Origin of the sequence: Microbacterium sp. 22242 (assembly GCF_052045495.1) — a bacterium.
Lineage (GTDB): Bacteria > Actinomycetota > Actinomycetes > Actinomycetales > Microbacteriaceae > Microbacterium.
In genome coordinates, this window is the sequence record NZ_JBQEOZ010000007.1 from 1 (window position 1) to 26,186 (window position 26,186).

General features: G+C 70.0%; 20 protein-coding genes. 18 read left to right on the forward strand and 2 right to left on the reverse strand.

Features of this window, described 5'->3' with window-relative positions:
• The first annotated feature begins 268 nt into the window (after nucleotides 1-268).
• From ACTJJZ_RS09380 to guaB, 3 genes are all read left to right on the forward strand, one after another.
• A complete protein-coding gene (locus ACTJJZ_RS09380; RefSeq protein ID WP_440721084.1) occupies nucleotides 269-1,435 on the forward strand; it encodes an IS30 family transposase in 1,167 nt (388 codons plus the stop codon).
• A gap of 201 nt (nucleotides 1,436-1,636) precedes the next feature.
• A complete protein-coding gene (gene rarD / locus ACTJJZ_RS09385; protein WP_440720920.1) occupies nucleotides 1,637-2,581 on the forward strand; it encodes an EamA family transporter RarD in 945 nt (314 codons plus the stop codon).
• Between the two features lie 79 nt (nucleotides 2,582-2,660).
• Entirely contained in the window at nucleotides 2,661-4,163 is a 1,503-nt protein-coding gene (gene guaB / locus ACTJJZ_RS09390; RefSeq protein ID WP_440720921.1) for an IMP dehydrogenase, read from the forward strand.
• A 171-nt stretch (nucleotides 4,164-4,334) separates the two neighbouring features.
• Here the strand turns inward: guaB and ACTJJZ_RS09395 are convergent, their stop codons facing one another.
• Complete coding sequence (locus ACTJJZ_RS09395) at nucleotides 4,335-5,837, reverse strand: DHA2 family efflux MFS transporter permease subunit (protein ID WP_440720922.1); 1,503 nt, start codon at nucleotides 5,835-5,837, stop codon at nucleotides 4,335-4,337.
• A 96-nt stretch (nucleotides 5,838-5,933) separates the two neighbouring features.
• Between ACTJJZ_RS09395 and ACTJJZ_RS09400 the strand changes: the two genes are divergently transcribed.
• The 8 genes from ACTJJZ_RS09400 to guaA all read left to right on the forward strand — a co-directional run bounded on the left by ACTJJZ_RS09400 (nucleotide 5,934) and on the right by guaA (nucleotide 16,611).
• A complete protein-coding gene (locus ACTJJZ_RS09400) occupies nucleotides 5,934-6,584 on the forward strand; it encodes a TetR/AcrR family transcriptional regulator (protein WP_440720923.1) in 651 nt (216 codons plus the stop codon).
• Nucleotides 6,585-6,641: 57 nt separating this feature from the next.
• Complete coding sequence (locus tag ACTJJZ_RS09405) at nucleotides 6,642-6,866, forward strand: hypothetical protein (RefSeq protein WP_440720924.1); 225 nt, start codon at nucleotides 6,642-6,644, stop codon at nucleotides 6,864-6,866.
• 39 nt (nucleotides 6,867-6,905) lie between these two features.
• Nucleotides 6,906-7,181 carry a DUF2277 domain-containing protein gene (locus tag ACTJJZ_RS09410; RefSeq protein WP_440720925.1) on the forward strand — a complete coding sequence of 92 codons (276 nt, stop codon included), beginning with the start codon at nucleotides 6,906-6,908 and terminating at the stop codon, nucleotides 7,179-7,181.
• Between the two features lie 319 nt (nucleotides 7,182-7,500).
• Entirely contained in the window at nucleotides 7,501-8,625 is a 1,125-nt protein-coding gene (locus ACTJJZ_RS09415) for a GuaB3 family IMP dehydrogenase-related protein (RefSeq protein ID WP_440720926.1), read from the forward strand.
• A gap of 68 nt (nucleotides 8,626-8,693) precedes the next feature.
• Complete coding sequence (locus ACTJJZ_RS09420) at nucleotides 8,694-9,512, forward strand: SURF1 family cytochrome oxidase biogenesis protein (protein ID WP_440721085.1); 819 nt, start codon at nucleotides 8,694-8,696, stop codon at nucleotides 9,510-9,512.
• A gap of 186 nt (nucleotides 9,513-9,698) precedes the next feature.
• On the forward strand, nucleotides 9,699-14,408 hold the full coding sequence (locus ACTJJZ_RS09425) for an ExeM/NucH family extracellular endonuclease (protein ID WP_440720927.1): 4,710 nt from the start codon (nucleotides 9,699-9,701) through the stop codon (nucleotides 14,406-14,408).
• 119 nt (nucleotides 14,409-14,527) lie between these two features.
• On the forward strand, nucleotides 14,528-15,010 hold the full coding sequence (locus ACTJJZ_RS09430; RefSeq protein WP_440720928.1) for a DUF3817 domain-containing protein: 483 nt from the start codon (nucleotides 14,528-14,530) through the stop codon (nucleotides 15,008-15,010).
• Nucleotides 15,007-16,611, forward strand: a complete 1,605-nt coding sequence (gene guaA / locus ACTJJZ_RS09435) for a glutamine-hydrolyzing GMP synthase (RefSeq protein ID WP_440720929.1) — start codon at nucleotides 15,007-15,009, stop codon at nucleotides 16,609-16,611. Before ACTJJZ_RS09430 ends, guaA begins: the two co-directional genes overlap by 4 nt.
• A gap of 240 nt (nucleotides 16,612-16,851) precedes the next feature.
• On the opposite strand, the gene ACTJJZ_RS09440 is transcribed toward guaA, so the two are convergent.
• Nucleotides 16,852-17,808: a Bax inhibitor-1/YccA family protein gene (locus ACTJJZ_RS09440; RefSeq protein WP_440721086.1), complete on the reverse strand. Its 957-nt coding sequence runs from the start codon at nucleotides 17,806-17,808 to the stop codon at nucleotides 16,852-16,854.
• 88 nt (nucleotides 17,809-17,896) lie between these two features.
• Here ACTJJZ_RS09440 and ACTJJZ_RS09445 point away from each other — a divergent pair, with 88 nt between their 5' ends.
• The 7 genes from ACTJJZ_RS09445 (at nucleotide 17,897) to ACTJJZ_RS09475 (ending at nucleotide 26,150) form a co-directional block, all read left to right on the forward strand.
• Nucleotides 17,897-18,898, forward strand: coding sequence for a glycerophosphodiester phosphodiesterase family protein (locus ACTJJZ_RS09445; RefSeq protein ID WP_440720930.1), 1,002 nt, complete (start codon nucleotides 17,897-17,899; stop codon nucleotides 18,896-18,898).
• A 103-nt stretch (nucleotides 18,899-19,001) separates the two neighbouring features.
• Nucleotides 19,002-19,952: an ABC transporter ATP-binding protein gene (locus tag ACTJJZ_RS09450; RefSeq protein ID WP_440720931.1), complete on the forward strand. Its 951-nt coding sequence runs from the start codon at nucleotides 19,002-19,004 to the stop codon at nucleotides 19,950-19,952.
• Nucleotides 19,952-20,971 carry an ABC transporter permease gene (locus tag ACTJJZ_RS09455; protein ID WP_440720932.1) on the forward strand — a complete coding sequence of 340 codons (1,020 nt, stop codon included), beginning with the start codon at nucleotides 19,952-19,954 and terminating at the stop codon, nucleotides 20,969-20,971. Before ACTJJZ_RS09450 ends, ACTJJZ_RS09455 begins: the two co-directional genes overlap by 1 nt.
• Before the next feature lie 95 nt (nucleotides 20,972-21,066).
• The gene (locus ACTJJZ_RS09460) at nucleotides 21,067-23,565 is read left to right on the forward strand and encodes an ATP-dependent helicase (RefSeq protein ID WP_440720933.1); all 2,499 of its coding nucleotides are present in this window, start codon (nucleotides 21,067-21,069) and stop codon (nucleotides 23,563-23,565) included.
• A gap of 49 nt (nucleotides 23,566-23,614) precedes the next feature.
• Entirely contained in the window at nucleotides 23,615-24,754 is a 1,140-nt protein-coding gene (locus ACTJJZ_RS09465) for an SseB family protein (protein ID WP_440720934.1), read from the forward strand.
• A gap of 134 nt (nucleotides 24,755-24,888) precedes the next feature.
• Nucleotides 24,889-25,515 carry a SipW-dependent-type signal peptide-containing protein gene (locus tag ACTJJZ_RS09470; protein WP_440720935.1) on the forward strand — a complete coding sequence of 209 codons (627 nt, stop codon included), beginning with the start codon at nucleotides 24,889-24,891 and terminating at the stop codon, nucleotides 25,513-25,515.
• An 11-nt stretch (nucleotides 25,516-25,526) separates the two neighbouring features.
• Entirely contained in the window at nucleotides 25,527-26,150 is a 624-nt protein-coding gene (locus ACTJJZ_RS09475) for a SipW-dependent-type signal peptide-containing protein (RefSeq protein WP_440720936.1), read from the forward strand.
• Nucleotides 26,151-26,186: the final 36 nt, after the last annotated feature.

Consider the following 26,186-nt stretch of genomic DNA (forward strand, 5'->3'; position numbering starts at 1 on the left):
GAGCGGGTTCTAACGGTGGTCGCAACACCCCGAGTTTCGGGAGGTTGCGACCACCGTGTCGTTTTCAGAGGAGCAGGATCAGCGTCGGGCTGAGTTCTTCGCGTTGTTGAGTTCGGTGGGCAGTGTCTCGCTGGCAGCGCGGGAGTTGGGCATCAACCGCAACACGGCGTTCGGCTGGGCGAGGAAGGGTGGGTTCCGCTCTGGAGGGAAGTACCCCGCCCGCCCGGATCCACGTCGTGACGAGTTCGCGCGATTGCGGGCGGAGGGCATGTCGCGACGGGACGCTGCTGCCAGGGTCGGCATCCATGAGCGGACAGCCGAGGACTGGGACCATGGGGTTCGCAAGTCGCGGAACTCGCGGTTCTACCCGGACGGGCGGCGGGTGGATTACGCGACCGGGCGGGTCACGATGGAGACCATGGAAAGTCCACCACCCCTGGTTCCGGAACAGATCGGGTCCAGGTTGTTGTCCCTGATCGAGCGGGAGAAGATCGCGGATCTGCACCGGGCTGGTCTGTCGTTGCGCGCGATCGGGCGGGAGCTGGACCGACCGGCGTCCACGATCAAACGTGAGCTCGATGCGCACACGACCGATGGTCGGTATCTGCCGCACGGTGCGCACCGGGCAGCCGCCGCGGCGCGGGCGCGGCCGAAGCCGGGGCTTCTGGTCCAGCCTGGTCGGCTGAGGGACTACGTCGCGGCCGGTCTGCGAGAACAATGGTCTCCGGAGCAGATCCGCAACCGGATCCGCGAGGACCATCCTGACGATGAGGGCATGCGAGTGAGCACGGAGACGATCTACCAAGCCATCTACGTCCAAGCGCGCGGCGGCCTGAAACGCGAAATCACCGATGCTTTGCGCACCGGGCGGACCCGCCGCAAACCGCACCGGTCGCCGGAGCACCGCACCAGCCGGTTCGTCGATCCGATGGTGATGATCAGCGACCGCCCCGCGGAGGTCGAGGACCGCGCCGTCCCCGGGCACTGGGAAGGGGACCTGATCACCGGGGAACTGAACAAATCCGCGATCGTCACGCTCGTCGAACGCACCACCCGTTACGTGATGCTCGGGCACCTCCCCGGCGGGGACCACACCGCCGAGACCGTCCGTGATGTTCTCGTGGGCCTGATCGGCACCCTGCCGGAGCACCTGCGCGGGTCGTTGACCTGGGACCAGGGCGCGGAGATGGCCGGCCACAAAGCGTTTCGGATCGCGACCGGTGTCCCGGTCTACTTCTGTGATCCCGCATCGCCCTGGCAGCGCGGGTCGAACGAGAACACCAACGGACTGCTGCGGCAGTACTTCCCCAAGAGCACGGACCTGACCGTCTACGGGCCCGAGGACCTCGAACACGTCGCCCAGAAACTCAACCGCCGCCCACGCAAAACGCTCGGCTGGAAAACTCCAGCCGAGCGTCTGCTAGAACTTGTCTAGTTCAATCGGTGTTGCGACGACCCCTTGAATCCGCCCCGTGCATCCGGGCCTTCGTCGTCCCCGGATCTGGGTGAGGATCCTGTTCGAGGAGCGATGTCTGCTCTCGTTCCGGCGCCGAAGCGGCGAACATCGCTCCTCGAAACGCAGAAGCGCTCGCCGAGCGCGGGGCGCTCCGTCTCCGCGCCGCAATAGGGTTGATCGGTGACCACCACTGCGCGCAGCGCCCAGACCGTCGGCGTCGCCTCGGCGATCGGCGCCTATCTGCTGTGGGGCGTGCTGCCGCTGTACTTCCTCCTGCTCGCCCCGACCGGGCCGTGGGAGCTGGTGGCGTGGCGCGTCGCCCTCTCCTTCGTGTTCTGCCTGATCCTGCTCGCGGTCACGCGCGGCTGGAAGCCGCTGCTCGCGATCATCCGGCAGCCGCGGCTGCTCGCCCTCACCGCGCTCGCCGGCGTGCTGATCTACATCAACTGGCAGGTGTTCGTCCTCGCGACGCTGAACGGCAACATCGTCGAGACCGCGCTGGGCTACTTCATCAACCCCATCACGACGATGCTGCTCGGCTTCTTCATCCTGCGCGAAAGGATCCGTCGGCTGCAGTGGGTGGCGATCGGGATCGCGTCCACGGCGGTGCTGGTGATCGTGTTCGCGTACGGGAAGTTCCCCTGGGTGGCGCTGTCGCTGACCGCCTCGTTCGGGATCTACGGGCTGGTCAAGAAGCAGATCGGCCCGGCTGTCGACGCGATCAGCGGCCTCACGCTCGAATCCTTCTGGCTGCTGCCGGTCGCCGCCGTGCAGCTGGTCGCGGTCGGGCTGACCTCAGGCCTCACGATGGGCGCACACGGCGCCCTGCACGCGGCTCTGCTCGCCTTCGCCGGGGTGGCGACGGCCGTGCCGCTGCTGTTGTTCGCGGCGGGGACGCGGCGGATCGGCCTCGTCGCGATCGGGACGATCCAGTTCATCACCCCGATCATGCAGTTCCTGTTCGGGGTGCTGGTCGAGCACGAGGCGATGCCGGCCACGCGCTGGATCGGCTTCGTGATCGTGTGGGTCGCGGTCGCGGTCTTCCTCGCCGACCTGGTGCTCGCGGCCCGCCGATCCTCGCGTTCTGCGGCGCACACGGGCACCGACACCATCCCGGTGCCCTGAGGGCGTTCCTGGGAATACGGCCCCCGCCGCGGCGCTTAGACTCGATACACTCGCGCGAGAAAGAGGAGCCCCGCACCCCATGGAGCAGCACGACCCGTTCGGTTTTGTCGGATTGACCTACGATGACGTTCTGCTTCTGCCGGGGCACACGGATGTGATCCCGAGCGAGGCGGACACCTCGTCCCGCGTGACCCGGCGCATCTCGGTCGCCACGCCGCTGCTCTCCAGCGCGATGGACACCGTCACCGAGGCACGCATGGCGATCGCGATGGCGCGCGAGGGCGGCCTCGGCATCCTGCACCGCAACCTCTCGATCGCGGATCAGGCCGCCCAGGTCGACCGCGTCAAGCGCAGCGAGTCCGGCATGATCACGGATCCGATCACCACGACGCCTGACGCGACGATCGCCGAGGTCGACGCGCTGTGCGCGAAGTACCGCATCTCCGGCCTGCCGGTGGTCGACCCCGAGGGTCGCCTGCTCGGCATCGTCACCAACCGCGACATGCGGTTCATCTCCGGATCCGCGACGCAGACCACGCTGGCCCGTGACGTCATGACGAGCGAGAACCTCGTCACAGCCCCCGTGGGCGTCGAGGCGGCGCAAGTGATCGAGCTGTTCGCGAAGCACCGCGTCGAGAAGCTCCCGCTCATCGACGAGGACGGCAAGCTCGCCGGCCTCATCACGATCAAGGACTTCGACAAGAGCGAGAAGTACCCGCTCGCCACCAAGGACGACCAGGGCCGGCTCCGTGTCGGCGCTGCGATCGGCTTCTTCGGCGACGCGTGGGAGCGTGCCGAGGCGCTGCGCGACAAGGGCGTGGACGTGCTCGTCGTCGACACCGCGAACGGCCAGTCCCAGGGCGTGATCGACCTGGTCACGCGACTCAAGGCGGACCCGTCGTTCGACCGCATCGACATCATCGGCGGCAACGTCGCCACCCGCGAGGGCGCCCAGGCGCTCGTCGACGCCGGCGTCGATGCCGTCAAGGTCGGCGTCGGCCCTGGCTCGATCTGCACCACCCGCATCGTCGCCGGCGTCGGCGTGCCGCAGGTCACCGCCGTGTACGAGGCGTCGCTCGCCGCAGGGCCCGCCGGCATCCCGGTCATCGCCGACGGCGGTCTGCAGTACTCCGGCGACATCGCCAAGGCGCTCGTCGCGGGAGCCGACGCCGTGATGCTCGGGTCCCTCCTCGCCGGCACCGAGGAGTCGCCGGGCGAGATCGTCTTCCAGGGCGGCAAGCAGTTCAAGCTGTACCGCGGCATGGGCTCGCTCGGCGCGATGCAGACCCGCGGCAAGCAGACGTCCTACTCCAAGGACCGCTACTTCCAGGCGGACGTGCCGAGTGACGACAAGCTCATCCCCGAGGGGATCGAGGGCCAGGTGCCCTACCGCGGACCGCTGTCGGCCGTGGCCTATCAGCTCGTCGGGGGCCTTCGCCAGTCGATGTTCTATGTCGGCGCGCGCACGATCGAGGAGCTCAAGGCCCGCGGCAAGTTCGTCCGGATCACCCCGGCCGGGCTCAAGGAATCGCACCCGCACGACGTGCAGATCGTGGTCGAGGCGCCGAACTACAAGCGCTGAGCGCTCCCGGCGACCGAGCCGGACCCCGGCAGAAGGCCCTGGATCCTCCAGGGCCTTCTGCGTGTGTGGGTCCGCGTGCAGGGTGGGGACGTCTGCACGATCGTGATACGTCTGTGGCCGGATTCTGCGGATCGGTCGTGCAGGCCCCCCGATCGTGCAGGCGTGACGGGATCAGCTCACGGCGATCGGTTCGGGGTGGACGGACTCGGATCCGGTCCTCTCGGATCCGGCCGATCCTGCTTCGACGACCTCTCCGGCCGCATGCCCGCCCTTCCCGGCGGGAAGCCACAGCGCCACGAGCGTCGCCGCGAACAGCACCGCGGCTCCGGTGAAGACCGCGGGCCGCGCCGCGTCGACGTAGTGGTCGGGCAGCAGCCGGCCGCCCGCGCCCACGAAGATCGCCGTCATCACCGCGGTGCCGAGGGCCACGCCGAGCTCGCGGACCGTGGAGTTCACCCCCGACGCCTTCGCGTGGTCGACGAGCCCGAGCGTGGCCAGCAGCGCCGTGGCGGACGGCGCGAACACCAGTCCCATCCCGACGCCGGCCAGGATGAACGGCGCGATCAGCGCGGGGTAGGCCACGTCCGGCGAGAGCAGCAGGGCCACCCAGCCCAGCGCGACGCCCTGCAGCAGCAGGCCGAGCACCAGCAGGATCCGGGTGCCGACGCGCGGTGCGATGATGCCGGCGATCGGGGCGACGAACATCGGCGCGAGGGTCCACGGCGTGGTCTGCACGGCGGCCTCGAGCGGCGTCGCACCCTTCACGACCTGCAGGTACTGGATCAGGATGAAGACGGATCCGAAGGTCCCGAAGCTGAACGCGAAGCCGACGACGTTCGTGATCGAGAACGAGCGATCCCGGAACAGGCGCAGCGGCACGAGCGGTGCGCTCGAACGCCACTGCCAGACGATGAAGGCGACCACGAGAGCGCCGCCCAGGGCCAGTTCCGCGATCACGCCGAACGAGTCCCAGCCATCGTCGTTGCCGCGCACGATCGCATGCACGAGGGCGAGCACACCGGCCGCGGCGAGCACGGCGCCGGGCACGTCGATGCGCACGCGGGCGCCGAAGTCGTTGTTCAGCACGAGCAGTGCGAGCGGGATCGCGACGATCGCGACCGGCACGTTGATCCAGAAGATCGCCTGCCAGTTCCAGCCCTCCATGATCGCGCCGCCGATGAGCGGGCCGACGGCGACGCCGAGGCCGGAGACGCCACCCCAGATGCCGATCGCGAGCGCCCGGCGCGCCGCGGGGACGGCGCCGGTGAGCAGCGCGAGCGAGAGCGGCATGACGGCGGCGGCACCGAGGCCCTGCACCGCGCGGGCGGCGATCAGCTGGCCGGGATCGCCGCTCAGGGCGGCGAAGACGGATCCGGCGCCGAACAGCGCGATGCCGATCGCGAACACCGTGCGACGGCCGAACCGATCCCCGAGGGCGGAGGCGACCAGGATCGCTCCCGCGAAGGCGAGCGTGTAGGCGTTCACGAACCACTGCAGCTGCTCGATGCTCGCGTTCATCTCCCGGTGCAGCACGGGGAGGGCGTTGGTCATGACGAGGTTGTCGAGCGTCGCCATGAACATCGGCAGCGATGCCGCGGCGATGACGAGGACGAGGGGACGGCGGATCGGGTTCGCGGGGCGGATCCGCCGCGCGACGGAGGAGGACTCGGACATGGAAGCTCCCGTTGTAATTGAATGATTACCTGCGCTGAGATCAAGGTAGTAATCGAATGATTACAAAGTCAAGTCATTCGCTGATAACCTTTCGACATGACCTCCGCAGCCGCCGCCGACACCGCCCCGGTCGGGCCGGACGACCCCGGTCGGCGGCTCTCGTCCGAGGAGCGGCGCGCTCAGATCATCCGCGCCGCGCTGACGGTGTTCGGCGCGCGCGGCTACGAGGGTGCGACGACCGACGAGGTCGCCCGGGCCGCCGGCGTCAGCCAGCCGTACGTCGTGCGCTTCTTCGGTTCGAAGGAGAACCTCTTCCTCGCCGCGATCGATTTCGCGCTGGACCGGCTGCTGGCCTCGTTCCGGGCGGCACTCGCCGCGTCCGACGAGGGCGGGGAACGACCGGTCGGCAAGCGCATCGGCGAGGCCTACGTCGATCTGATCGAGGTGCGCGGCCTGCACCAGACCCTCGCGCACGCGTATCTGCTCGGCAGCAACCCCGCGATCGGCGCCGCCGCGCGCCAGGGCTTCGCGCAGGTCTGGCGGTTCTTCCGCGACGAGATGGGGCTGGACGCCGAGGAGGCGCGCACCTTCCTCGCCGAGGGCATGCTGATCAGCACCATGATCGGCCTGCGGATCGTCGACGACTACGGATCCGATCCGCAGATCACCGAGCTGTTCCGCGCGTGCTTCCCGAACAAGCTGCCGCACGTGCTCGACGTGCTGCCCCGCAACGAGCACCGCCTGTAACGCGAGCGGTCCGGGGTCTGCCGCCCCGATGTCGGGGGCGTCGGATAGCTTCCGGGCATGGCAACCGCATCGATCGATCTTCACGCCGTTCTGCATGACGTCACCCTCACGGCTGGCCGGTGGGAGCACCGTCTGACGCACGGCCCGGCCCCGTCGCGGGTCGAACTCGAGCGGATGGAAGCGGATCTGACAGAGGTGACGGCCGTCGCCGAGGCGATCCGGACCGTACTCCTCGCTGAGGTGGAACGCCGTGGTCTGCGCCTGTCCGACGGCATCTTCTGACCCTTCCCGGCGTCGGACGCCCGGCGTAGCGTGAAGGGCATGTGCCGCAACATCCACACCCTCCACAACTTCGAGCCCGCCGCGACCAGCGAGGAGGTGCACGCCGCCGCCCTGCAGTACGTGCGCAAGATCGCCGGGACGACCAAGCCGTCCAAGGCCAACCAGGAGGCGTTCGACCGCGCGGTCGCCGAGATCGCACACCTCACCCAGCACCTGCTCGACGACCTCGTCGCGAGCGTCCCGCCGAAGAACCGCGAGGAGGAGGCGGAGAAGAAGCGCGCCCGCGCGATCGCGAGTGGACGCTACGCTGCTTGATCGGATCCGCTGACGACCTCGGGTCGGTGACGGTTCACCCGGAACGCTCGATCCCTCGGTGACGGTTCACCCGGAACGCTGGATCCACTGACCGGCTCTGCCTGGCGCTGGCGGATCGCCTCAACGTGGCTGTGATCACCGCGGGCGGCGCCTGGGGAGTCGGAGCGCATCGTTCAGATCCGCTGAACGGCCGGGGCCTGTCCCGTTTCGCCGATGGTGTCACGAATCGCCGAGGGAACCGCGGGATCTGTCGGTGATTCGGGACAGGATCGGCCGGGCGGGCCCTGTCGGGGCAGAGTCGGCCCGGTAGTCTGGTGCCGTGACCCAGGAGATCGAGCTCGGCCGAGCCAAGCGCGCCCGCCGCGCATACACGTTCGACGACATCGCGGTCGTGCCCTCGCGGCGCACGCGCAACCCGGAGGACGTGTCCACGGCGTGGACGATCGACGCGTTCCCGTTCGAGATCCCCGTGCTGGGTGCGCCGATGGACTCGGTCATCAGCCCGCGCACCGCGATCATGCTCGGCCAGCTCGGCGGTCTCGGCGTCCTCGACCTCGAAGGCCTGTGGACCCGGTACGAGGATCCCGAGCCGCTGCTCGACGAGATCGCCGGTCTCGGCGAGGCCGAGGCGACCTCCCGCATGCAGCAGCTGTACGCTGAGCCGATCAAGCCAGAGCTCATCAAGCGCCGGCTGGCCGAGATCCGCGAGGCGGGCGTCACGGTCGCCGGATCCCTCACCCCGCAGCGCACCCAGGAGCTGTACCAGACCGTCGTCGAGGCCGGAGTCGACCTCTTCGTCATCCGCGGCACGACCGTCTCCGCCGAGCACGTCTCGAGCGTGGCCGAGCCCCTGAACCTGAAGAAGTTCATCTACGACCTCGACGTCCCGGTGATCGTCGGCGGCGCGGCGACCTACACGGCGGCCCTGCACCTCATGCGCACGGGAGCCGCGGGCGTGCTCGTCGGCTTCGGCGGGGGAGCGGCCTCCACCACGCGCGCGACCCTCGGCATCCACGCCCCGATGGCGACCGCCGTCTCCGACGTCGCCGCGGCGCGGCGTGACTACCTCGACGAGTCGGGCGGCCGCTACGTGCACGTGATCGCCGACGGCGGCGTCGGCACCTCGGGCGACATCGTGAAGGCGCTCGCGATGGGCGCCGACGCGGTCATGCTCGGTGTCGCGCTGGCGCGGGCGACCGACGCGCCCGGGCGCGGCTACCACTGGGGTCCTGAGGCGCACCACTCCAAGCTGCCCCGCGGCCGTCGCGTCGCGGTCGCCGGTGTCGCGACCCTCGAGGAGATCCTGTACGGCCCGGCTCCCGTGGCGGACGGCACCGCGAACCTGATCGGGGCGCTCCGCAAATCGATGGCGACCACCGGCTACTCCGACCTCAAGGAGTTCCAGCGGGTCGAGGTCGTGCTCTCGCCATACGAGCGCCCCTGATCCGCCCACCCGTCCGCCGTTCCGCCGTGTCCTCGCCGCAGCCGCCCGCCGATCCGTCCTCGCCGCAGATGCGCTTCCCGCCGACCCTGCGCGAGGTCCTGCTGCGCGGGCGGTGGATCGGCATGCTGATGCTCTGCCTGGTCGTCGCGGGCGTGTTCGCCTGGCTCGGGCAGTGGCAGCTGGAGCGCGCGATCGATTCGAACCCTGCGCCGCCCGACCTGACCGAGAACGTGAAGCCTCTCGACCAGGTCGTCAAGCCGGGCCAGTACCTGGACGCGCCGCTGGTCGGTCAGCGCACCGAGGCGCGCGGATCCTGGGTGCGCGGGGACTTCCTCGTCGTCTCCTCGCGCTACAACGACGGCGTGGAGGGGTACTGGGTCACCGGGCAGCTGCGGATCGCCGGCACCGCGGAGCCCACGTCGCTCGCGGTCGCGATCGGCTGGGCCGCGGACGAGCATGCCGCGAAGGCCGCGATCCAGCGCCTGGAGAAGACGGCCGACGGGAGGATCGTGTCGTTGACCGGGCGGCTCATCTCCGACGAGGGCGCCGTGGCCCCGCCGCAGGACCAGCCGGATCGGATGGATCGGATGTCGCCGGCGGCGCTGCTCGGCTTCTGGCACGACACCGACGAGTTGAACGTGTACCGGCCGTATCTGGCCTCGCAGAAACCGCTCGGCGGCCTGGACGCGATCTCCTCGCCCGCACCGGTGCAGCAGTCGCCCATCAACTGGCTGAACATCTTCTACGCGATCGAGTGGGCGGTGTTCGCGGGCTTCGCGTTCTACCTCTGGTACCGGCTCACGAAGGACGCCTGGGAGCGCGAGGTCGAGGAGTTCGAGGAGCGCTCGGAGCAGCCCCGCTCATCCGAGCGCGAGAACGGCGTGTGACGCGCGTTCGTGCGTCGGATCGTGACGATCCCATGTCCGGCGGGTGAACAGCTCTCAGGCGATCCATATCGTCCTTGAAGAACGTCCATAGCCTCGCCTATCGTCGGGGAAGATGCCGCCGTCCGCCCGGGCCGCGGCGCCGGCGGCCCCACCAGGGCCGCCGTTCCCTTCCCGAGGAGACAGCACGTGACGAGAGTCCCCGACGACGAGAACCGCGCCGTTCCCGTCGCGCACCGTCCAGCACCCACGCGCCGCAGCGCAACCGGAGCGCGCATCTGCGCGCTCGCCGTGACCACAGTGACCGCTCTGGGCTTCGGCTCGCTCGTCGCCGCCCCGGCCTTCGCCAACACCTCGGGAACGGGGGTGGTGATCAACGAGGCGTATCTGTCCGGCGGCAGCGCGGGCGCCGCCTTCACGAACAAGTTCGTCGAGCTCTACAACCCGACCGGCGACCCGATCGCCCTCGACGGCACCTCGATCCAGTACCGCTCCGCGACCGGCACCGGGAACTCGAGCGGCATCGTCGCGCTCGCCGGCGCGATCCCCGCACACGGCTACTACCTCGTGGAGGGCGGCAGCAACGGCGCCAACGGCGCCGCACTGCCGGCGCCCGACGCCCGGAGCTCGCTGAACCCGAGCGGCTCCAGCGGCACGATCGCGCTCGTCAAGGGCACCGCGGCCGTCGCCCTGCCGACCGGATCCGTCACGGGCGACGCGAACGTCATCGACCTGCTCGGCTACGGCAGCTCGAACACCTTCGAGGGAACCGCCGCGACCGCGCCCGCAGGCAACACCGACGTGAAGTCGCTGAACCGGGCGGCCGGGGCCGACAGCGACGCGAACGCCGCGGACTTCGCGCTCTCCGCGACCATCACGCCGAAGAACTCGACGGACTCCGGCACCGGCACCGACCCGGATCCGACCCCGACGCCGGATCCCACGCCCACGCAGAACCCGGCGGAGACCAGGACCATCGCCGAGGTGCAGGGCGCCGCGGATGTGTCGCCCTTCGTCGACCAGACCGTCACGGTGCAGGGCGTCGTGACCGGCGACTATCGCACCGGCGGCTACAAGGGCATCGTCATCCAGACGCAGGGCACGGGCGGCGACGTCAAGACCGCCGGCGCCTCCGACGGCATCTTCGTCTACCTGAACGCCCTGGCACCGGCGGTCTCGCCCGGCGATCTCGTCTCGGTCACCGGCACCGTGTCGGAGTACAACGGGCAGACCCAGATCGCCCCTGGCGCGGTCGGCGACGTCTCGGTCGTCACCGCGCAGGCGGGCGTCCCCGTCCCGGTGGCGCTTCCCGACACCGTGCTCGGAGCCGACCGCGAGGCCTACGAGAACATGCTCGTGGCGCCCGCCGGCAGCTACAAGATCGCCTCGAGCCACCAGCTGCACAACTACGGAACGCTCTGGCTGAACGCGGGCGACCTCAACGTCAAGGCCACCGAGCTTGCGCGCCCTGGCGCCGAGGCGGACGCGATCACCGCGAAGAACCTGTCCAAGCGGATCCTCCTCGACGACGGATGGTCGCTGCAGATCGGCAACAAGCTGCACACCGGCGACCAGCCCTACTTCACCAAGGACACGGTGGTCCGCAACGGCGACTCCGTGGCCTTCCCGGCCGAGGGCGAGATCCTGCAGTACGGCTTCGGCGACTGGCGCCTGCAGCCCGTCGTGCCGATCGACAGCACCAGCGCAGCCTCGCACAAGCCGACCTTCGGCGACGAGAACCCGCGTCCGGCCGCGCCGCCGGCCGCCGGCGGCGACGTGAAGGTCGCGTCGTTCAACGTCTACAACTTCTTCACGACGCTGAGCAGCGAGGACCCGAACGCCCGCGGCGCCAAGACCGCCCAGGAGTTCCAGATCCAGCGCTCCAAGACGGTCGCCGCGATCAACGGGCTCGGCGCCGACGTCGTCGGCCTGATGGAGGTGGAGAACGGCCCGAAGTTCGGCCTGCCGCTCGACGCCCCGCTGCAGAACCTCGTGGGCGCGCTCAACGAGGCCGCGGGCTCCGACGTGTGGGACTACGTCCGAACCCCGCAGGCGCTCGACAACCCGGCCATCACCGACGCCATCACCACGGCGATCATCTACAAGAAGGCCTCCGTCACGCTCAAGGGCGACGCGTCCACCACGATCGATGAGACGGTCTGGGGCAACGCGCGCGAGCCGATCGCGCAGACCTTCGAGACGACGAAGGGTCGCGTGCTGTCGCTCGTGACGACGCACCTGAAGTCGAAGTCCCCGCCACAGGGCGCCGGGTCCGAGCCGGCCGACGGGCAGGGCTTCTTCAACGCCGACCGCGTGGCGCAGGCGAAGGCGGAGCTGGCGTTCGCGCAGCAGATCCAGAAGAGCTCCGGCAGCGGCGACGTCTTCCTCGTGGGCGACTTCAACGCCTACGGCAAGGAGGATCCGATCGACGTGTTCGCCCAGGCCGGGTGGACCGATGTCGAGCCCACGTTCGCGAAGGGCCAGTACACGTACTCCTTCGACGGAGAGCTCGGATCCCTCGACCACGTGATCGCGTCGCCGTCCGCGGCGAAGGCGATCAGCGGCGCCGGCGTCTGGAGCATCAACTCGCCGGAGTGGAGCGACCGCGGCTACGCGTACGCCGCCACCGAGGCGGGCACGCCGTACCGTGCCAGCGACCACGACCCGATCCTCGTCGGCCTGAACGGCGCGGCGGATCCCGTCGACATCGACGTGGCGACGATCAACGACTTCCACGGACGGATCGAGGCCGACGGCGCCGCCGCGGGCGCGGCGGTGCTGGCGGGAGCTGTCGAGCAGATCCGCGCGCAGAACCCGAACACGATCTTCGCGGCCGCGGGCGACCTCATCGGCGCCTCCACGTTCACGTCCTTCATCCAGCAGGACAACCCGACGATCGACGCGCTCAACGCGGCCGGTCTCGACGTGAGCGCGGCAGGCAACCACGAGTTCGACCAGGGCTACGCGGATCTCCGCGACCGGGTGCAGCAGCGCGCGGACTGGACCTACCTGAGCTCCAACGTGTTCCTCACCGCGACCGGCGAGCCTGCGCTCACCCCGGCCTGGGTGAAGGACGTGCAGGGCGTCAAGGTGGGCTTCATCGGCGCGGTGACCGAGGACCTGCCGACCCTGGTCTCCCCGGACGGGATGAAGGGCCTCGAGGTCCGCAGCATCCCCGACTCGGTGAACGCGGTCGCGAAGGAGCTGCGCGACGGCGACCCGTCGAACGGCGAGGCCGACGTGATCATCCTGCTCGTGCACGAGGGGGCGACCACGACCGACGTGGCCAGCATCACGCCCGAGTCGCGTCTCGGCGAGATCGTGAACGGCGTCACCAAGGACGTCAACGCGATCGTCTCTGCGCACACGCACCTCGCCTACAACCACGTGATCGACGGTCGTCCGGTGGTCTCCGCCGGCCAGTACGGCGAGAACCTCGGGGTGATGGACATCAAGGTCGACCCGAAGACCAAGGCGCTGCTCTCGATCACCAACGAGATCAAGCCGCTCGTCGTCAACAAGGTTCCCCAGTATCCGGCGGACCCGGCGGTGCAGGCGATCGTGGACGCGGCGAAGAAGAAGGCGGACGAGCTCGGCGGAGTCGCGCTCGGATCCATCACCGCGGACTTCAACCGCGCGCGGCAGAGCGACGGCAAGACGGAGAACCGCGGTGGCGAGTCCACCCTGGGCAACTTCGTCGCCGACGTGCAGAAGTGGTCGACCGGTGCCGACCTCGCCCTGGTGAACCCGGGCGGGCTGCGGGCCAACCTGACGTACGCCTCGAGCGGCGTCTCCGACCCGGACGGCAACGTCACCTACCGCGAGGCGGCCACGGTGCAGCCGTTCGCCAACACCCTCATGACGCTGAAGCTCACCGGAGCTCAGCTGAAGAGCGTGCTGGAGGAGCAGTGGCAACCCGCCGGTGCGGCACGTCCGTTCCTGAAGCTCGGCGTCTCGAGGGAGCTCGCGTACACCTACGACCCGGCGGCGCCCCAGGGGTCGCACATCACGGGGATCACGCTGAACGGCACGCCGGTGGATCCGGCCGCGTCGTACACCGTGGCGGCGAACTCGTTCCTCGCGGCCGGCGGCGACAGCTTCTCCACGTTCGCGCAGGGCGCCGACAAGAAGGACACCGGCAAGGTCGACCTGCAGTCGATGGTGGACTGGTTCGCGGCTCACCAGACGGCGACGCCGGACCTCGCGCAGCGGGCGGTCGGTGCGGTGCTCTCGGCCCCGGCTGACACCACCGGATACACGCCCGGTGAGAGCGTCACCCTGAAGCTCAGCTCGCTGGCGTTCAGCGCGGGCGAGCAGGCGCCCGGTGACGTCACGGTGTCGCTCGACGGCACGGCCCTCGCGTCCGCCGCGGTGGACCCGGCCGTGACGGTGGACGCGTTCGACGAGGCGGGGGTCGCCACGCTCACGTTCACGATCCCGCAGGGCGTGAACGGCGCGAAGGCGCTGCACGTCGCCGTCGCCGGCACCGGCACGGCGCTGGACCTGCCGATCACGGTGGCGGGGCAGACCGGGCCGTTCCAGGGCGCGGTCCAGGTCGGCGGCGCCGGCAAGGTGCAGGCGGGGACCGCGCTCGCAGTCCGCGGCACGCACTTCACGCCGGGCCAGACCGTCACGATCGAGCTGCGCGGCAAGAAGGGCGCGACCGTCGCGCTCGGCACCGCGAAGGTGTCCGCCGACGGATCGTTCTCGGCGGCACCGGTGGTGCCCAAGAGCACGCAACCCGACAAGTACACCCTCGTGGTGACGCAGGCCGACGGGAACGAGGCGACGACCACCGTGCACGTCAGCCGCGGCAACGGGCACAGCGGCGGGGTGATCGACGCGGTCGGATCGCTTCTGGGCGGTGTCCTCGGCCTGCTGGAGGGCCTGTTCGGCTGATCGGAGTCGAGGAACGGGAATCGACAGACGCAGATCGTCGCACGGAGGCCGTCGGGTTCGCCCGGCGGCCTCCGTCGTACGAGGGAAAGACGCACAGATCGGCCACTTAGAATAGACGCATGCCCGAACCCAAGCCTGAGAGCTTCCAGGCCATCCGCGGGGCGCTGAAGTTCTACCAGATCGCCTCGGTCATCACCGGAGTCATGCTCCTGCTGCTGGTGACGGAGATGGTCTTCAAATACACGCCCATCCATCTCGAGCTCTTCGCGGGCGGATCCGGCGGGTTCCTCTGGTTCGCCCCGGTCGTCGAAGGCGTGAAGGGCGGGCTCGAGTCCACCGGCAACGGGCTGAACCTCTCCATGGGGATCCTGGTCGCGCACGGCTGGTTCTACGTCGTGTACCTCTTCGCCTGCTTCCGGGTGTGGAGCCTCATGCGCTGGCCGTTCCTGCGCTTCATCCTCCTCGCCCTCGGCGGGGTCGTGCCCTTCCTCTCCTTCATCATGGAGATCCGTGTCGCCCGCGAGGTCAAGGCCTACCTCGCCAGGCGCGAAGCCTCCTCCGATCACGCCTCGACCACTCCCGCCACGGAAGGTGCCCGTTGACCGACTCCTCTCTTGGAACCGACTCCCGTCCGGACACCGAGCAGCGGCCCGCGCTCGTCGTCGACTTCGGCGCCCAGTACGCCCAGCTGATCGCGCGCCGCGTGCGCGAGGCCGGGGTGTACAGCGAGATCGTGCCGCACACCGCGACCGCCGCCGAGATCGCCGCGAAGAACCCGGTCGCGCTGATCCTGTCCGGCGGCCCGTCCTCGGTGTACGAGGAGGGCGCTCCACAGCTCGACCCCGAGGTGTTCGAGCTCGGCGTGCCGACGCTCGGCATCTGCTACGGCTTCCAGTACATGGCCCGCACGCTCGGCGGCGAGGTCGCGAACACCGGCCTGCGCGAATACGGCGCGACCGACGCGATGATCCCGGTCAACGACTCCACCCTGCTGGGCGGCCAGCCCGCGGAGCAGAACGTGTGGATGAGCCACGGCGACCAGGTCGCCCAGGCCCCCGAGGGCTTCACCGTGCTCGCCTCGACCCCGGTGACCCCCGTCGCCGCGTTCGCGAGCGAGGAGCGCAAGCTCTACGGCGTGCAGTGGCACCCGGAGGTCAAGCACTCCGACCACGGCCAGGAGATCATCGAGAACTTCCTGCACAAGGGCGCGGGCCTGCCGGCCGACTGGAACAGCGACAACGTCATCGCCGAGCAGGTCGAGCGGATCCGCGCCCAGGTCGGCGACGCCCGCGTGATCTCCGCGATGTCCGGCGGCGTCGACTCCGCGGTCTCCACCGCGCTCGTGCACAAGGCCATCGGCGACCAGCTCACCGCGGTCTTCGTCGACCACGGTCTGCTCCGCAAGGGCGAGCGCGAGCAGGTCGAGCGCGACTACGTCGCCTCGACGGGTGTGCGCCTCATCACGGTCGACGCGGTCGACACCTTCCTCGGCCACCTGGCCGGCGTCACGGATCCGGAGACCAAGCGCAAGATCATCGGCCGCGAGTTCATCCGCGCGTTCGAGCAGGTGCAGCGCGACCTCGTCGAGGAGGCCAAGGCCTCCGGCGAGAAGGTCCGCTTCCTCGTGCAGGGCACGCTGTACCCCGACGTCGTCGAGTCCGGCGGCGGCGCGGGCACGGCGAACATCAAGTCGCACCACAACGTCGGCGGCCTCCCGGACGACCTCGACTTCGACCTGATCGAGCCGCTGCGCACCCTGTTCAAGGACGAGGTGCGCGCGATCGGCCGCGAGCTCGGGATCCCCGAGGCGATCGTGGGTCGTCAGCCGTTCCCCGGCCCGGGCCTCGGGATCCGGATCATCGGCGAAGTCACCCGCGAGCGCCTGGACATCCTGCGCGAGGCCGACGCGATCGCCCGCGAGGAGCTCTCGCTCGCCGGTCTCGACCAGACCATCTGGCAGTGCCCGGTCGTGCTGCTCGCCGACGTGCGCTCGGTGGGTGTGCAGGGCGACGGCCGCACGTACGGCCACCCGGTCGTGCTGCGCCCGGTCTCCAGCGAGGACGCGATGACCGCCGACTGGACCAGGCTGCCCTACGACGTGCTCGCCAAGATCTCCAACCGCATCACCAACGAGGTGAGCGAGGTCAACCGCGTGGTGCTCGACGTGACGTCGAAGCCGCCGGCGACCATCGAGTGGGAGTGACCGCGGCTGCGCGCCGGTCGCCGTTCGCGCATCGCGCCTGAATCGCGAGACACCATTTCTTGCATGAGACATCACGTATGCTGTGGTGTCTCATGCTGAATGTGGTGTCTCGCGCGTTGTGGCGACGTACGAGCGCGGCTGAGGACTCCCCATCGGGAGTCCAGGTTCTTCCGATCAGGAGCGCTGACATGAAGAAGGCCGCCCTCTGAGGAGGGCGGCCTTCGCGGATCCGGGCAGCGTCTAGTTGCTGCGGGCGATCGCGATCATGCGCAGGATCTCGACGTACAGCCACACCACGGTAACCATGATGCCGAAGCCGCCGAGCCAGCCGTAGACGCGCGGAGCGCCGTTGCGCACGCCCTGCTGCACCTGGTCGAAGTCCATCACCAGCGAGTACGCGGCGAGGAGGACGACGACCACGCCGATGATGAGGCCGAGCGGGAACGGGCCGATCTTGGCGCTGTAGAGGCCGAACATCTGGTCCTTCGGCAGCACGTGGAAGACCATCAGCACGAGGTTCAGCACCGAGAACAGCAGGTAGCCGAACATCGCGATCATCACGATCTTCGTCATGCGGGCGGAGGCGCGCACCTTGCCGCTCGCGAACAGGGCGAGGGTGACCGCGACCACGGCGACCGTGGCGAGCGTCGCCTGCATCACGATGCCGGGCCAGAGCACCTCGAAGAACGCCGAGATGCCGCCGACGAACAAGCCCTCGAACGCGGCGTAGGCGAAGATCAGCGCCGGGCGGACCTTCTTGCGCGACGTGAAGCTGACGATCATCGCGAGCACGAAGCCGCCGAGCGCGCCCACCATCCACGGCAGGACGCTGACCTGGCTGATCGCGGCCGCGCGGACGTACGGGTCGGTGGTGTCCGGGAGGGCGAAGCCCTTGAGGGTGAAGAACCAGCCCACCACGGCGAAGACGAGGAGGATGCCGAACAGGCCGGCGGTCTTCCACACTGTGTCCTCGACGGTCATCCGGTTGGTCTCGATCGAGCCCGCCGACGGAGCGGCGTACATGCCCTCGAGGTGGGCGTTGACGGCGGCCTGCTGCGCGCCGGCGAACTGCCCGGGAGGAGGCGGCGGTGCGTACTGCCCGTTCTGGGCGCCAGCCTGCGGGGCTCCGGGATACGTCGCGACAGCGCGCGGATCGCGCTCCTGGAACGCCGGATTGTTGAACGCGAAGTTGCTCATGGTCGGCCTCACTCCCTGGTGGGTGCTGGTCATCTTCCCTCAACGATACCCGCCGCGGTGCGGAAGAGGGGTGCCGTACGCTGAGAGCGTGACCCGGCGGATCCCTCTCGGCGCGCCCCTGCTGATCGGCCATCGCGGCGCACCCGGCCACCGGCCCGAGCACACCGCCTCCTCCTATCGGCTCGCCTTCGCGATGGGCGTCGACGCCGTCGAGCCGGATGTCGTCGCGACCCGCGACGGGGTGCTCGTGATCCGGCACGAGAACGAGATCTCCGCCACCACGGACGTCTCCGAGCATCCTGAGTTCGCGGACCGCCGCACCACGAAGCGGATCGACGGTGCGGACCTCACCGGCTGGTTCACCGAGGACTTCACCTGGAACGAGCTCCGCACCCTGCGCTGCCGCGAGCGGCTGCCCGCCCTCCGCCCCGCATCCGCCGCCCACGACGACACCGAGCCGATCCTGCGGCTGGCCGACCTGCTCGCCCTCGTCGCCGCGGCCTCGGCCGAGCACGGCCGAGAGATCGGGATCGTGCTCGAGATCAAGCATCCGACGTTCTTCGCAGGCATCGGGCAGGATCTCGCGGTGCTCGTCGCGCACGAGCTGCGCCGCGCCGGCTGGGCGTCCGGCGGCCATCCGCTGTGGATCGAGTCGTTCGAGCGGACCGTGCTGGACGACCTCCGCGGACACGGGGTGCGGGCGCAGTACGTGTACCTGCTCGAGGCGGAAGGGCCGCCGGCCGACCTCGTGGCGCGCGACGGTGCGGCCGCCGCGACCTACGCAGACGCGCTCACGGCGGACGGGCTCGACGCACTGGCGGTCGCGGTCGACGGCATCAGCGTCGACAAGCGGATGCTGCTCGAGCCGGGCGGGGACGCGCTGGTGGCTCGGGCGCACGAACGCGGGCTGCGCGTGTTCACCTGGACCTGTCGCCCCGAGAACGCCTTCCTGGATCCGCGCTTCCAGCGGGCCGGTGCTCCGGCCGCCTTCGGCGACTACCGCGCGGAGTGGGCGCGGATCGCCGGGACGGGCGTCGACGGGGTGTTCGTGGACCATCCGGATCTCGGCGACACCGTCTTCCGCGCCTGAGCCGCGCGCCGCGCCTGAGCCGCGCGCCGCGCCTGAGCCGCGCACGACGGCTGAGCCACACGCCGGATCCGGGCGTCGTCTCTGCGTCTCCTATGCTGACCTTATGACGGGTCGGTCCGGAGGCGGGATCCTGGTCGAAGACGTGGCGCGGAGCTTCGGCTCCGTGCACGCGGTGCGCGGCGCGAGCCTCCACGCAGCGGAGGGCCGCATCACCGGCCTGGTCGGGCCGAACGGCGCCGGCAAGACCACTCTGCTGCTGATGCTGGCCTCGCTCCTCGCGCCCGACCGCGGCCGGATCCGCATCGACGGCATCGATCCGGTCGCGGACCCGGTCGACGCCCGCCGGGTGCTCGGCTGGATGCCCGACGCCATGGGCGCCTGGCCCAACCTGACCGTGCGCGAGACGCTCCGCACGGTGGCGCGGCTGCACGACCTCACGGCCGCCGACGCCGCGGACCGCGCGGAGGCGCTGATCGCTCTCGTCGGGCTGCAGACGCTCGCCGGCGCCCCGGCGAAGGTGCTGTCACGCGGGCAGAAGCAGAAGCTCGGACTCGCGCGGGCGCTCGTGCATCGTCCGCGGACGCTGCTGCTCGACGAACCGGCATCCGGTCTGGACCCCGAGGGCCGGGTGCAGTTGCGGATCCTGCTGCGCCGCCTCGCCGCCGAGGGCAGCACGATCCTGATCTCCAGCCACGTCCTGTCCGAACTCGAGGAGGTCATCGACGACGCCGTGTTCCTGGTCGCGGGAGAGGTCGTGGCGAAGCCCGCATCGACCGCCCGCCCCTGGCGCATCAGGGTGCTCGCGGCGCAGGAAGCGCCCGCGCCCGGATCCGCGGAGGCCGCCGGGTCGGTGCCGCGGCGGGTCGCGGAGGCGCTCGGCGTCGAGCCGCACGCCCTGCGCGCGGACCGCGGCGACGTGCTGGCGGTGTTCGCGGACGAAGCGGAGGCCGCCGCCGGGCTGTCGCGACTGGTCCGCGCCGGCGTCCCCGTCGTGGCCTTCGGCCCGGCGCAGAGCGAGCTGGAACAGGCCTTCCTCGCCCTCGGAGGTGCGTGATGACCGTCGCCCGGATCTGGACGATCGCCCGACTCGAGCTGACGCAGCGGCTGCGCAGCGCGGGCTGGTACGTCCTGCTCGGCGTGTTCGCACTCGTGCTGCTCATCGTGACGGTGCTCGCGCTGATGGCGTTCTCGTACAGCTCGGCGGCGGGATCCGGTCCCTTCTCGGCGATCGTCATGCTGGTGCTGCTGCTCGTGGTGCTGATCTCGCCCACGCTGAGCGGATCATCGATCAACGGCGACCGGGATGCGGCGACTCTCGCGAGTCTGCAGACCACGCTCGCGACCACGGGCGACATCATGTTCGGCAAGCTCCTCGCGGCGATCATGACGGGGGCCGCCTTCCTGCTCGTCGCCGTGCCGTTCCTGGTGGTGTCGATGCTGGCGGGCGCCGTGCCGCCCGACGTCCTGGTCGTGTCGCTGCTCGTGCTGGCCGCGGAGATCGTGATCGTCGCGACGATCGGCATCGGCTGGAGCGGCCTGGTCGCGAGGCCGCTGTTCTCCGTCGCGAACACCTATCTCGTCATCGCGGCTCTCACGATCGGCACGCTCATCGCTTTCGGCCTCGGCGGCATGGTGCTCCGCACCGGGGTGGACGTGAAGGTGTACGACCGCGATGCCGACGGGACGCCGAACTGCGAGACCTGGACGACGCAGGTCGTCCAGCTGCCGCGCTACGACTACGTCTGGGGCTTCCTCGCGGCCAACCCGTTCGTCGTGCTCGCAGACGCGACCCCCACCGCCCTCTCCCCGCAGGGTTACCCGCTCGACATCTTCGGCGGGCTCAAGCTCACCGTGCGCTCGGCCCAGCGGCCGCCGTCGATGCCTGGCGGGGACGAGTGCGGGCCGGCGCAGTACACGCCGCCGCCTCCGCGGGAGATCCTCGCATCGACGACGCCGAGCTGGTACGTCGGGCTGGGGATCCAGCTCGTGATCGCCGGCGGGCTCTTCGCCGGCGCCTGGGCGCGGACGCGGACCCCGGCGCGCCGGCTGCCGCCGGGGACGAGGATCGCCTGAGCGCTCCGACGCCGAGGACGGGCACGACGGGCCCACGTCGCCGGCCCTCCGCGGCCGAAGCCGATGTCGGCTGCCCGATCTAGACTCGAAGGGTCATGAGCGAAGCCCCTTCCCCCGTCGTCCTCCCGCCCGGATCCGCCCTTCCCGGGTCTCACGGATCGGGCTCCGGCGCATCCGCCGACGATCTGCTGGCGGGCCTCAACCCGCAGCAGCTCGATGCCGTCACCTACCGCGGACAGGCGCTGCTCATCGTGGCGGGCGCCGGGTCGGGCAAGACCAGCGTGCTCACCCGGCGGATCGCCCTGCTGCTGCGCCAGCGCGAGGCGTGGCCGAGCCAGATCCTGGCGATCACGTTCACGAACAAGGCCGCGGGGGAGATGCGCGAGCGCGTCGAGCAGCTCGTCGGCGACACCGCACGGGGCATGTGGATCTCCACCTTCCACTCGGCCTGCGTGCGGATCCTGCGGCGCGAGGCCGAGCAGTTCGGCTTCACGAAGTCGTTCACGATCTACGACTCCGGGGACTCGCGGGCGCTCATCAAGCGGCTGGTGAAGGATCACGAGGCCGACGCGTTCGGCTTCACGCCTGCCGCCATGCAGTCCCGGATCTCGAAGCTGAAGAACGAGCTGCAGGACGCGGAGTCCTATGCCCGTCAGGCGAACCTGTCGGATCCGGCGGAGCGCGTCTTCGTCGAGGTGTTCGCGGACTACCAGCGACAGCTGCAGAAGGCCAACGCCTTCGACTTCGACGACCTCATCGGCCAGACGGTCTACCTGTTCCGCGCGTTCCCGCAGGTCGCCGACACGTATCGCCGCCGGTTCCGGCACATCCTCGTGGACGAGTACCAGGACACGAACGCGGCCCAGTATGCGCTCATCCACGAGCTCACCCGGTCCGCGTCGACGGGCTCAGGGACCGGGGGCGGAGGGCCATATACCTCGAACGGCATGATGATCTTCGAACCCGACCCGCACGAGTCGGCGGGCGCAGAGCCCGGTGCCTCGCTCACCGTCGTCGGGGACTCAGACCAGTCGATCTACGCGTTCCGCGGCGCCGACATCCGCAACATCAGCGAGTTCGAGCGCGACTTCCCCGGCGCGAAGGTCGTGCTGCTCGAGCAGAACTACCGCTCGACGCAGAACATCCTGTCCGCCGCCAACGCCGTGATCAGCAACAACTTCGACCGCAAGGACAAGAAGCTCTGGAGCGACAAGGGCGCGGGGGAGCGGATCGTCGGCTTCACCGGCTACTCGCAGCACGACGAGGCGCAGTTCGTCGCGGACGAGGTCGAGGCGCTGCGCCGGGCCGGCATGCCGTACGGCGAGATGGCCGTCTTCTACCGCACGAACTCGCAGTCGCGGGCGCTGGAGGAGATCTTCATCCGCTCGGCCGTGCCGTACAAGATCATGGGCGGAACGAAGTTCTACGAGCGCGCCGAGATCAAGGACGCCCTGGCCTATCTCGTGGCGGTCGCGAACCCGGCCGACGAGATGGCGGTGCGGCGGATCCTGAACCGGCCGCGGCGCGGGATCGGCGACGTCACCGAGACCGCGATCGCGCGCTTCGCCGAGGAGCACGGGATCAGCTTCCGCGACGCGCTCGCGCATCCGGGCCAGCTCGGGGTCGGCCCGAAGCTGCAGGCGTCGATCGCTCAGCTGGATGCCGTGCTGCGCGAGGCGACCGAGATCATGCTCCCCGCCTCCGGCGAGGTGGCGCCGCCCGCCGCGGTCGCCGAGGGGCTGACCCTGCTGATGCAGAAGAGCGGCTACATGGACGCGCTGCGCGCCAGCCGCGACCCGCAGGACGAGGCACGGCTGGAGAACCTCGACGAGCTCATCGCGGTGACCCGCGACTTCGCACGCAACAACCCCGAGGGCACGATCGCCGACTTCCTCACCGAGGTCGCTCTCGTCTCCGACGCGGACGACCTCGACGACGAGTCGGGGGTGGTGTCGCTGATGACCATGCACACCGCGAAGGGCCTCGAGTTCGACGCCGTGTTCGTCACGGGTGTCGAGGAAGACCTGATCCCGCACCGGATCTCCGCGAACGAGCCCGGCGGTCCGCAGGAGGAGCGTCGTCTCTTCTACGTCGGCATCACCCGGGCGCGCAAGCGGCTGCACCTCTCGCTCGCGATGACCCGCGCGCAGTTCGGCGAGGTGTCCGTGGCGATGCCGAGCCGGTTCCTGCAGGAGATCCCCGGCGATCTGGTCGACTGGCGCCAGTCGCCCGGCGACGTGAACTCGCGCGGCGGCACGCAGTCCCGCGCGCTCAACGCGCGGCGTCCCGGCGGCGGGTTCGGCGGATCCGCGGGCTCGGGCGACCGGTTCTCGCCGCGCGAGCTGCCTCGCCGGGAAGGGCTCCAGCCGCTCTCCACCGCGATGGACAAGTTCCCGAACCGGGTGACCGGGAAGGTGCGCGACAACGGCGACCTCGAGCTGACTGCCGGCGACCGGATCCGCCACGACGACTTCGGCGAGGGCCGCGTCGAGGCGATCACCGGCGAGGGCGCCAAGCGGATCGCGCATGTGCGGTTCGATACGGCGGGGCAGAAGAAGCTCCTCGTGAAGATCGCCCCGATCCAGAAGATCTGAGGCGTCCGCCCGTCACGACGACGGAGCCCGGCGCGGTTAGGCTGGCGGGATGGGTCTTTTCTCGAGCCGTAAGAAGCAGGACGATGCCGTCGCCGCGGAGGCGCCCGCCGAGGACGTCGAGACCTCCCGCGGCCCCGCCGAGAGCCCGGTGCACGATGGGGTCGCCCCAGCGCCCGAGGTGAACGTGTCGGTGCAGGCGTTCCGCGGCCTCGGCGCACCCGCGGGGCCCGAGGTCTCCGCTCCTGTCGAGGCGCCGGAACCCGGACACGACCTGATCGACCCGATCATCGACGAGGCGCCCGCGGTGCCCGCGCCCGAGGCGGGCGGCGTTCCCACGACGGCGAACGGTCGCCCCGCCCTCCCGTTCGCGCCGGCCGATCCGCCGGAGCAGACCGAGTCGATCCCCGGCATGCCCGACAACGTGCTGCTGCGCGAGGCGCTCGCGATGCTCGGAGAGGATCCCAGCCAGGCCGAACTGCTCGGCGTGCTCCGGCAGTCGCTGCAGGGCGACCTGTTCCTCCGCGTGCACGGCGACGCCGGCGAGCAGATCCGGGAGGGCAAGCCGCTGTCGGTCGCCGTGGTCAACGACGGCGAGAACTCGTTCATGCTCGCGTTCAGCTCGGCGGCCGCCGTGCGCGATTCGGTGCAGCAGAGCGAGGAGGACCCCTCGGCCACGTCCGCCGTCGTGCAGCCGGTGCAGGCCGTGTACCAGCAGGTGATCGAGGGGCCGTTCGCCGGCCTCATCATCGACAACGCCTCCGCGCCGCACCGCGTGGTGTTCCCTGCCGAGGTCCTGCAGAAGGCGCTCGAGGAGGCCGATCCGGCGTTCGCGATCAAGACGCTGCTCGCCGCGCCCCGCGACGCGGACTCCGAAGCGGGGATCGCCCAGGCGCTCACCACGGCGAGGGTGTGGGTCGCGGTCAGCGATGTCGACGGCGACGGTCAGTACGGCGTCGCCGAGGCGCACACCCCCGACGGCTCCCGCTACCTGCAGCTGTTCAGTCACCCTCTCGAGATCATCGCGCTGGGACGCGGCGACCAGCCGATGCCGTTCAGCGCCGAGCAGATCGGCACGGTCATCGCCGAGCACCCGGAGATGACCGGGGTCCTCATCGACGCTGCCGGTCCCGCGATTGCGGTGCACCGCGATGCGCTCGGACCGCTGGTCGCCCTGGCACAGGTCCCGTAGGCGCTGTTCCCGTCCGCACGGAGGCCGATCCTCAACGCTGTGTGAAGCGGCCCTCAAGGAAGTGCGAAGCTCCTTGCATACCGGTATTCCGGGATGCAGGCTCGAGGAAACAGCTCCCGACCTCGAGGACCACCATGACCATCACGGCTTCCCCTTCCACTCGCACCCGGCGCAAGATCCTCGCCGTGCTCGCAGGAGGCCTCGTTCTCGGCGTCGGGGCGGCGATCACGCTCGCAGCCTGGAACGACTCCGAGTTCGCGACCGGCACCTTCACCGCCGGCTCGTTCAACCTGCAGGGCTCGACCGATGGCACCACGTACGGCGAGCACACCACCGCGCCCGGCGCTGCGCTGACGTTCAGCGCGAACTTCGGCAACCTCACCCCGGGCGACAGCGTCTACGCCTCGTACTGGCTGCAGCTGGACAAGACGACCACCAGCCCCGCGACGATCACGCCGGCGCTCGACGCCTCGTCCGGCACGGGCACGAACGCGGCGGCGATCTCGTACAAGGTCTACACGGTTCCCAGCGCGACCGCGTGCGACGCCAACGTGTCGACGGCCGGAACGCTGATCCTGTCCGGAGCGAACCTCAGCACCGCCACCGGAGCGACCACGTTCGCGCTGGCCAAGGGCACGCCGCCGACCACGGCCGGCGCTGCGCAGAAGCTGTGTTTCGTCGCGACCGCCGGAAGCCAGGCGGTCCTGCAGCAGGGCGGGGCCGGCACGGCCGTGTGGAAGTTCACCGCCACCTCGAACTGAGGACAACCGTGATGCTGACCCACAAGGGGCGGCGAACGGTATCGAGCGCCGGCGAGCGCCGGATCCGGCTCCTGCGGATCCGGGCCCTGCTCGCCGGCGGGCTCGTCCTCGGCACGGGGGCGACATCGACCCTGGCGAGCTGGAACGACGCCGAATACGCGAACAGCACGTTCACGGCGGCGCAGTTCGGCATCGAAGGCTCGCTCGACGGTACGGACTACTCCAAGCACGCCAGCACGAATGCCGCCGCGCTGAGCTTCAACCCCGCCGTGAGGGGGCTGTTCCCCGGCAACACCTCCTATGCCGCGTTCGCCGTGCGCGCGACCAGCGGGTCGATCGCCGGGCAGGTCCAGCTCACCGCGGGAACCCCGGCCGGCGCGCTGATCGATCTCCGGTACGGCGTGCGGACGGTGAGTGCCATGACCCAATGCAACGCCACGGGATACGTCAACGGACGCACCGTCATCCCCGACGGCTCGACCCTGGGGACCTCGTCCTCCATCCTGCAGGCACTCGCGGCCGACCGCACCCCGGTGTACTACTGCTTCGCGATCACCTTGCCGGTCGATGCGTCGAACAGCATGCAGACCACGACGGCGACGCAGACCTGGCAGCTCGTCGCGACATCGACCTGAGTCGAAACGTGAAGCCGGCACCCGATCCGCAGGACC

Excerpts from the sequence above, each read along its gene's own strand:
- ACTJJZ_RS09380 (WP_440721084.1), top strand. The coding sequence starts at position 269 with ATGTCGCGACGGGACGCTGCTGCCAGGGTCGGCATCCATGAGCGGACA.
- guaB (WP_440720921.1), top strand. The coding sequence starts at position 2,661 with ATGGAGCAGCACGACCCGTTCGGTTTTGTCGGATTGACCTACGATGAC.
- ACTJJZ_RS09395 (WP_440720922.1), bottom strand. The coding sequence starts at position 5,837 with ATGTCCGAGTCCTCCTCCGTCGCGCGGCGGATCCGCCCCGCGAACCCG.
- ACTJJZ_RS09400 (WP_440720923.1), top strand. The coding sequence starts at position 5,934 with ATGACCTCCGCAGCCGCCGCCGACACCGCCCCGGTCGGGCCGGACGAC.
- ACTJJZ_RS09405 (WP_440720924.1), top strand. The coding sequence starts at position 6,642 with ATGGCAACCGCATCGATCGATCTTCACGCCGTTCTGCATGACGTCACC.
- ACTJJZ_RS09410 (WP_440720925.1), top strand. The coding sequence starts at position 6,906 with ATGTGCCGCAACATCCACACCCTCCACAACTTCGAGCCCGCCGCGACC.
- ACTJJZ_RS09420 (WP_440721085.1), top strand. The coding sequence starts at position 8,694 with ATGCGCTTCCCGCCGACCCTGCGCGAGGTCCTGCTGCGCGGGCGGTGG.
- ACTJJZ_RS09430 (WP_440720928.1), top strand. The coding sequence starts at position 14,528 with ATGCCCGAACCCAAGCCTGAGAGCTTCCAGGCCATCCGCGGGGCGCTG.
- ACTJJZ_RS09440 (WP_440721086.1), bottom strand. The coding sequence starts at position 17,808 with ATGAGCAACTTCGCGTTCAACAATCCGGCGTTCCAGGAGCGCGATCCG.
- ACTJJZ_RS09450 (WP_440720931.1), top strand. The coding sequence starts at position 19,002 with ATGACGGGTCGGTCCGGAGGCGGGATCCTGGTCGAAGACGTGGCGCGG.
- ACTJJZ_RS09455 (WP_440720932.1), top strand. The coding sequence starts at position 19,952 with ATGACCGTCGCCCGGATCTGGACGATCGCCCGACTCGAGCTGACGCAG.
- ACTJJZ_RS09460 (WP_440720933.1), top strand. The coding sequence starts at position 21,067 with ATGAGCGAAGCCCCTTCCCCCGTCGTCCTCCCGCCCGGATCCGCCCTT.
- ACTJJZ_RS09465 (WP_440720934.1), top strand. The coding sequence starts at position 23,615 with ATGGGTCTTTTCTCGAGCCGTAAGAAGCAGGACGATGCCGTCGCCGCG.
- ACTJJZ_RS09470 (WP_440720935.1), top strand. The coding sequence starts at position 24,889 with ATGACCATCACGGCTTCCCCTTCCACTCGCACCCGGCGCAAGATCCTC.
- ACTJJZ_RS09475 (WP_440720936.1), top strand. The coding sequence starts at position 25,527 with ATGCTGACCCACAAGGGGCGGCGAACGGTATCGAGCGCCGGCGAGCGC.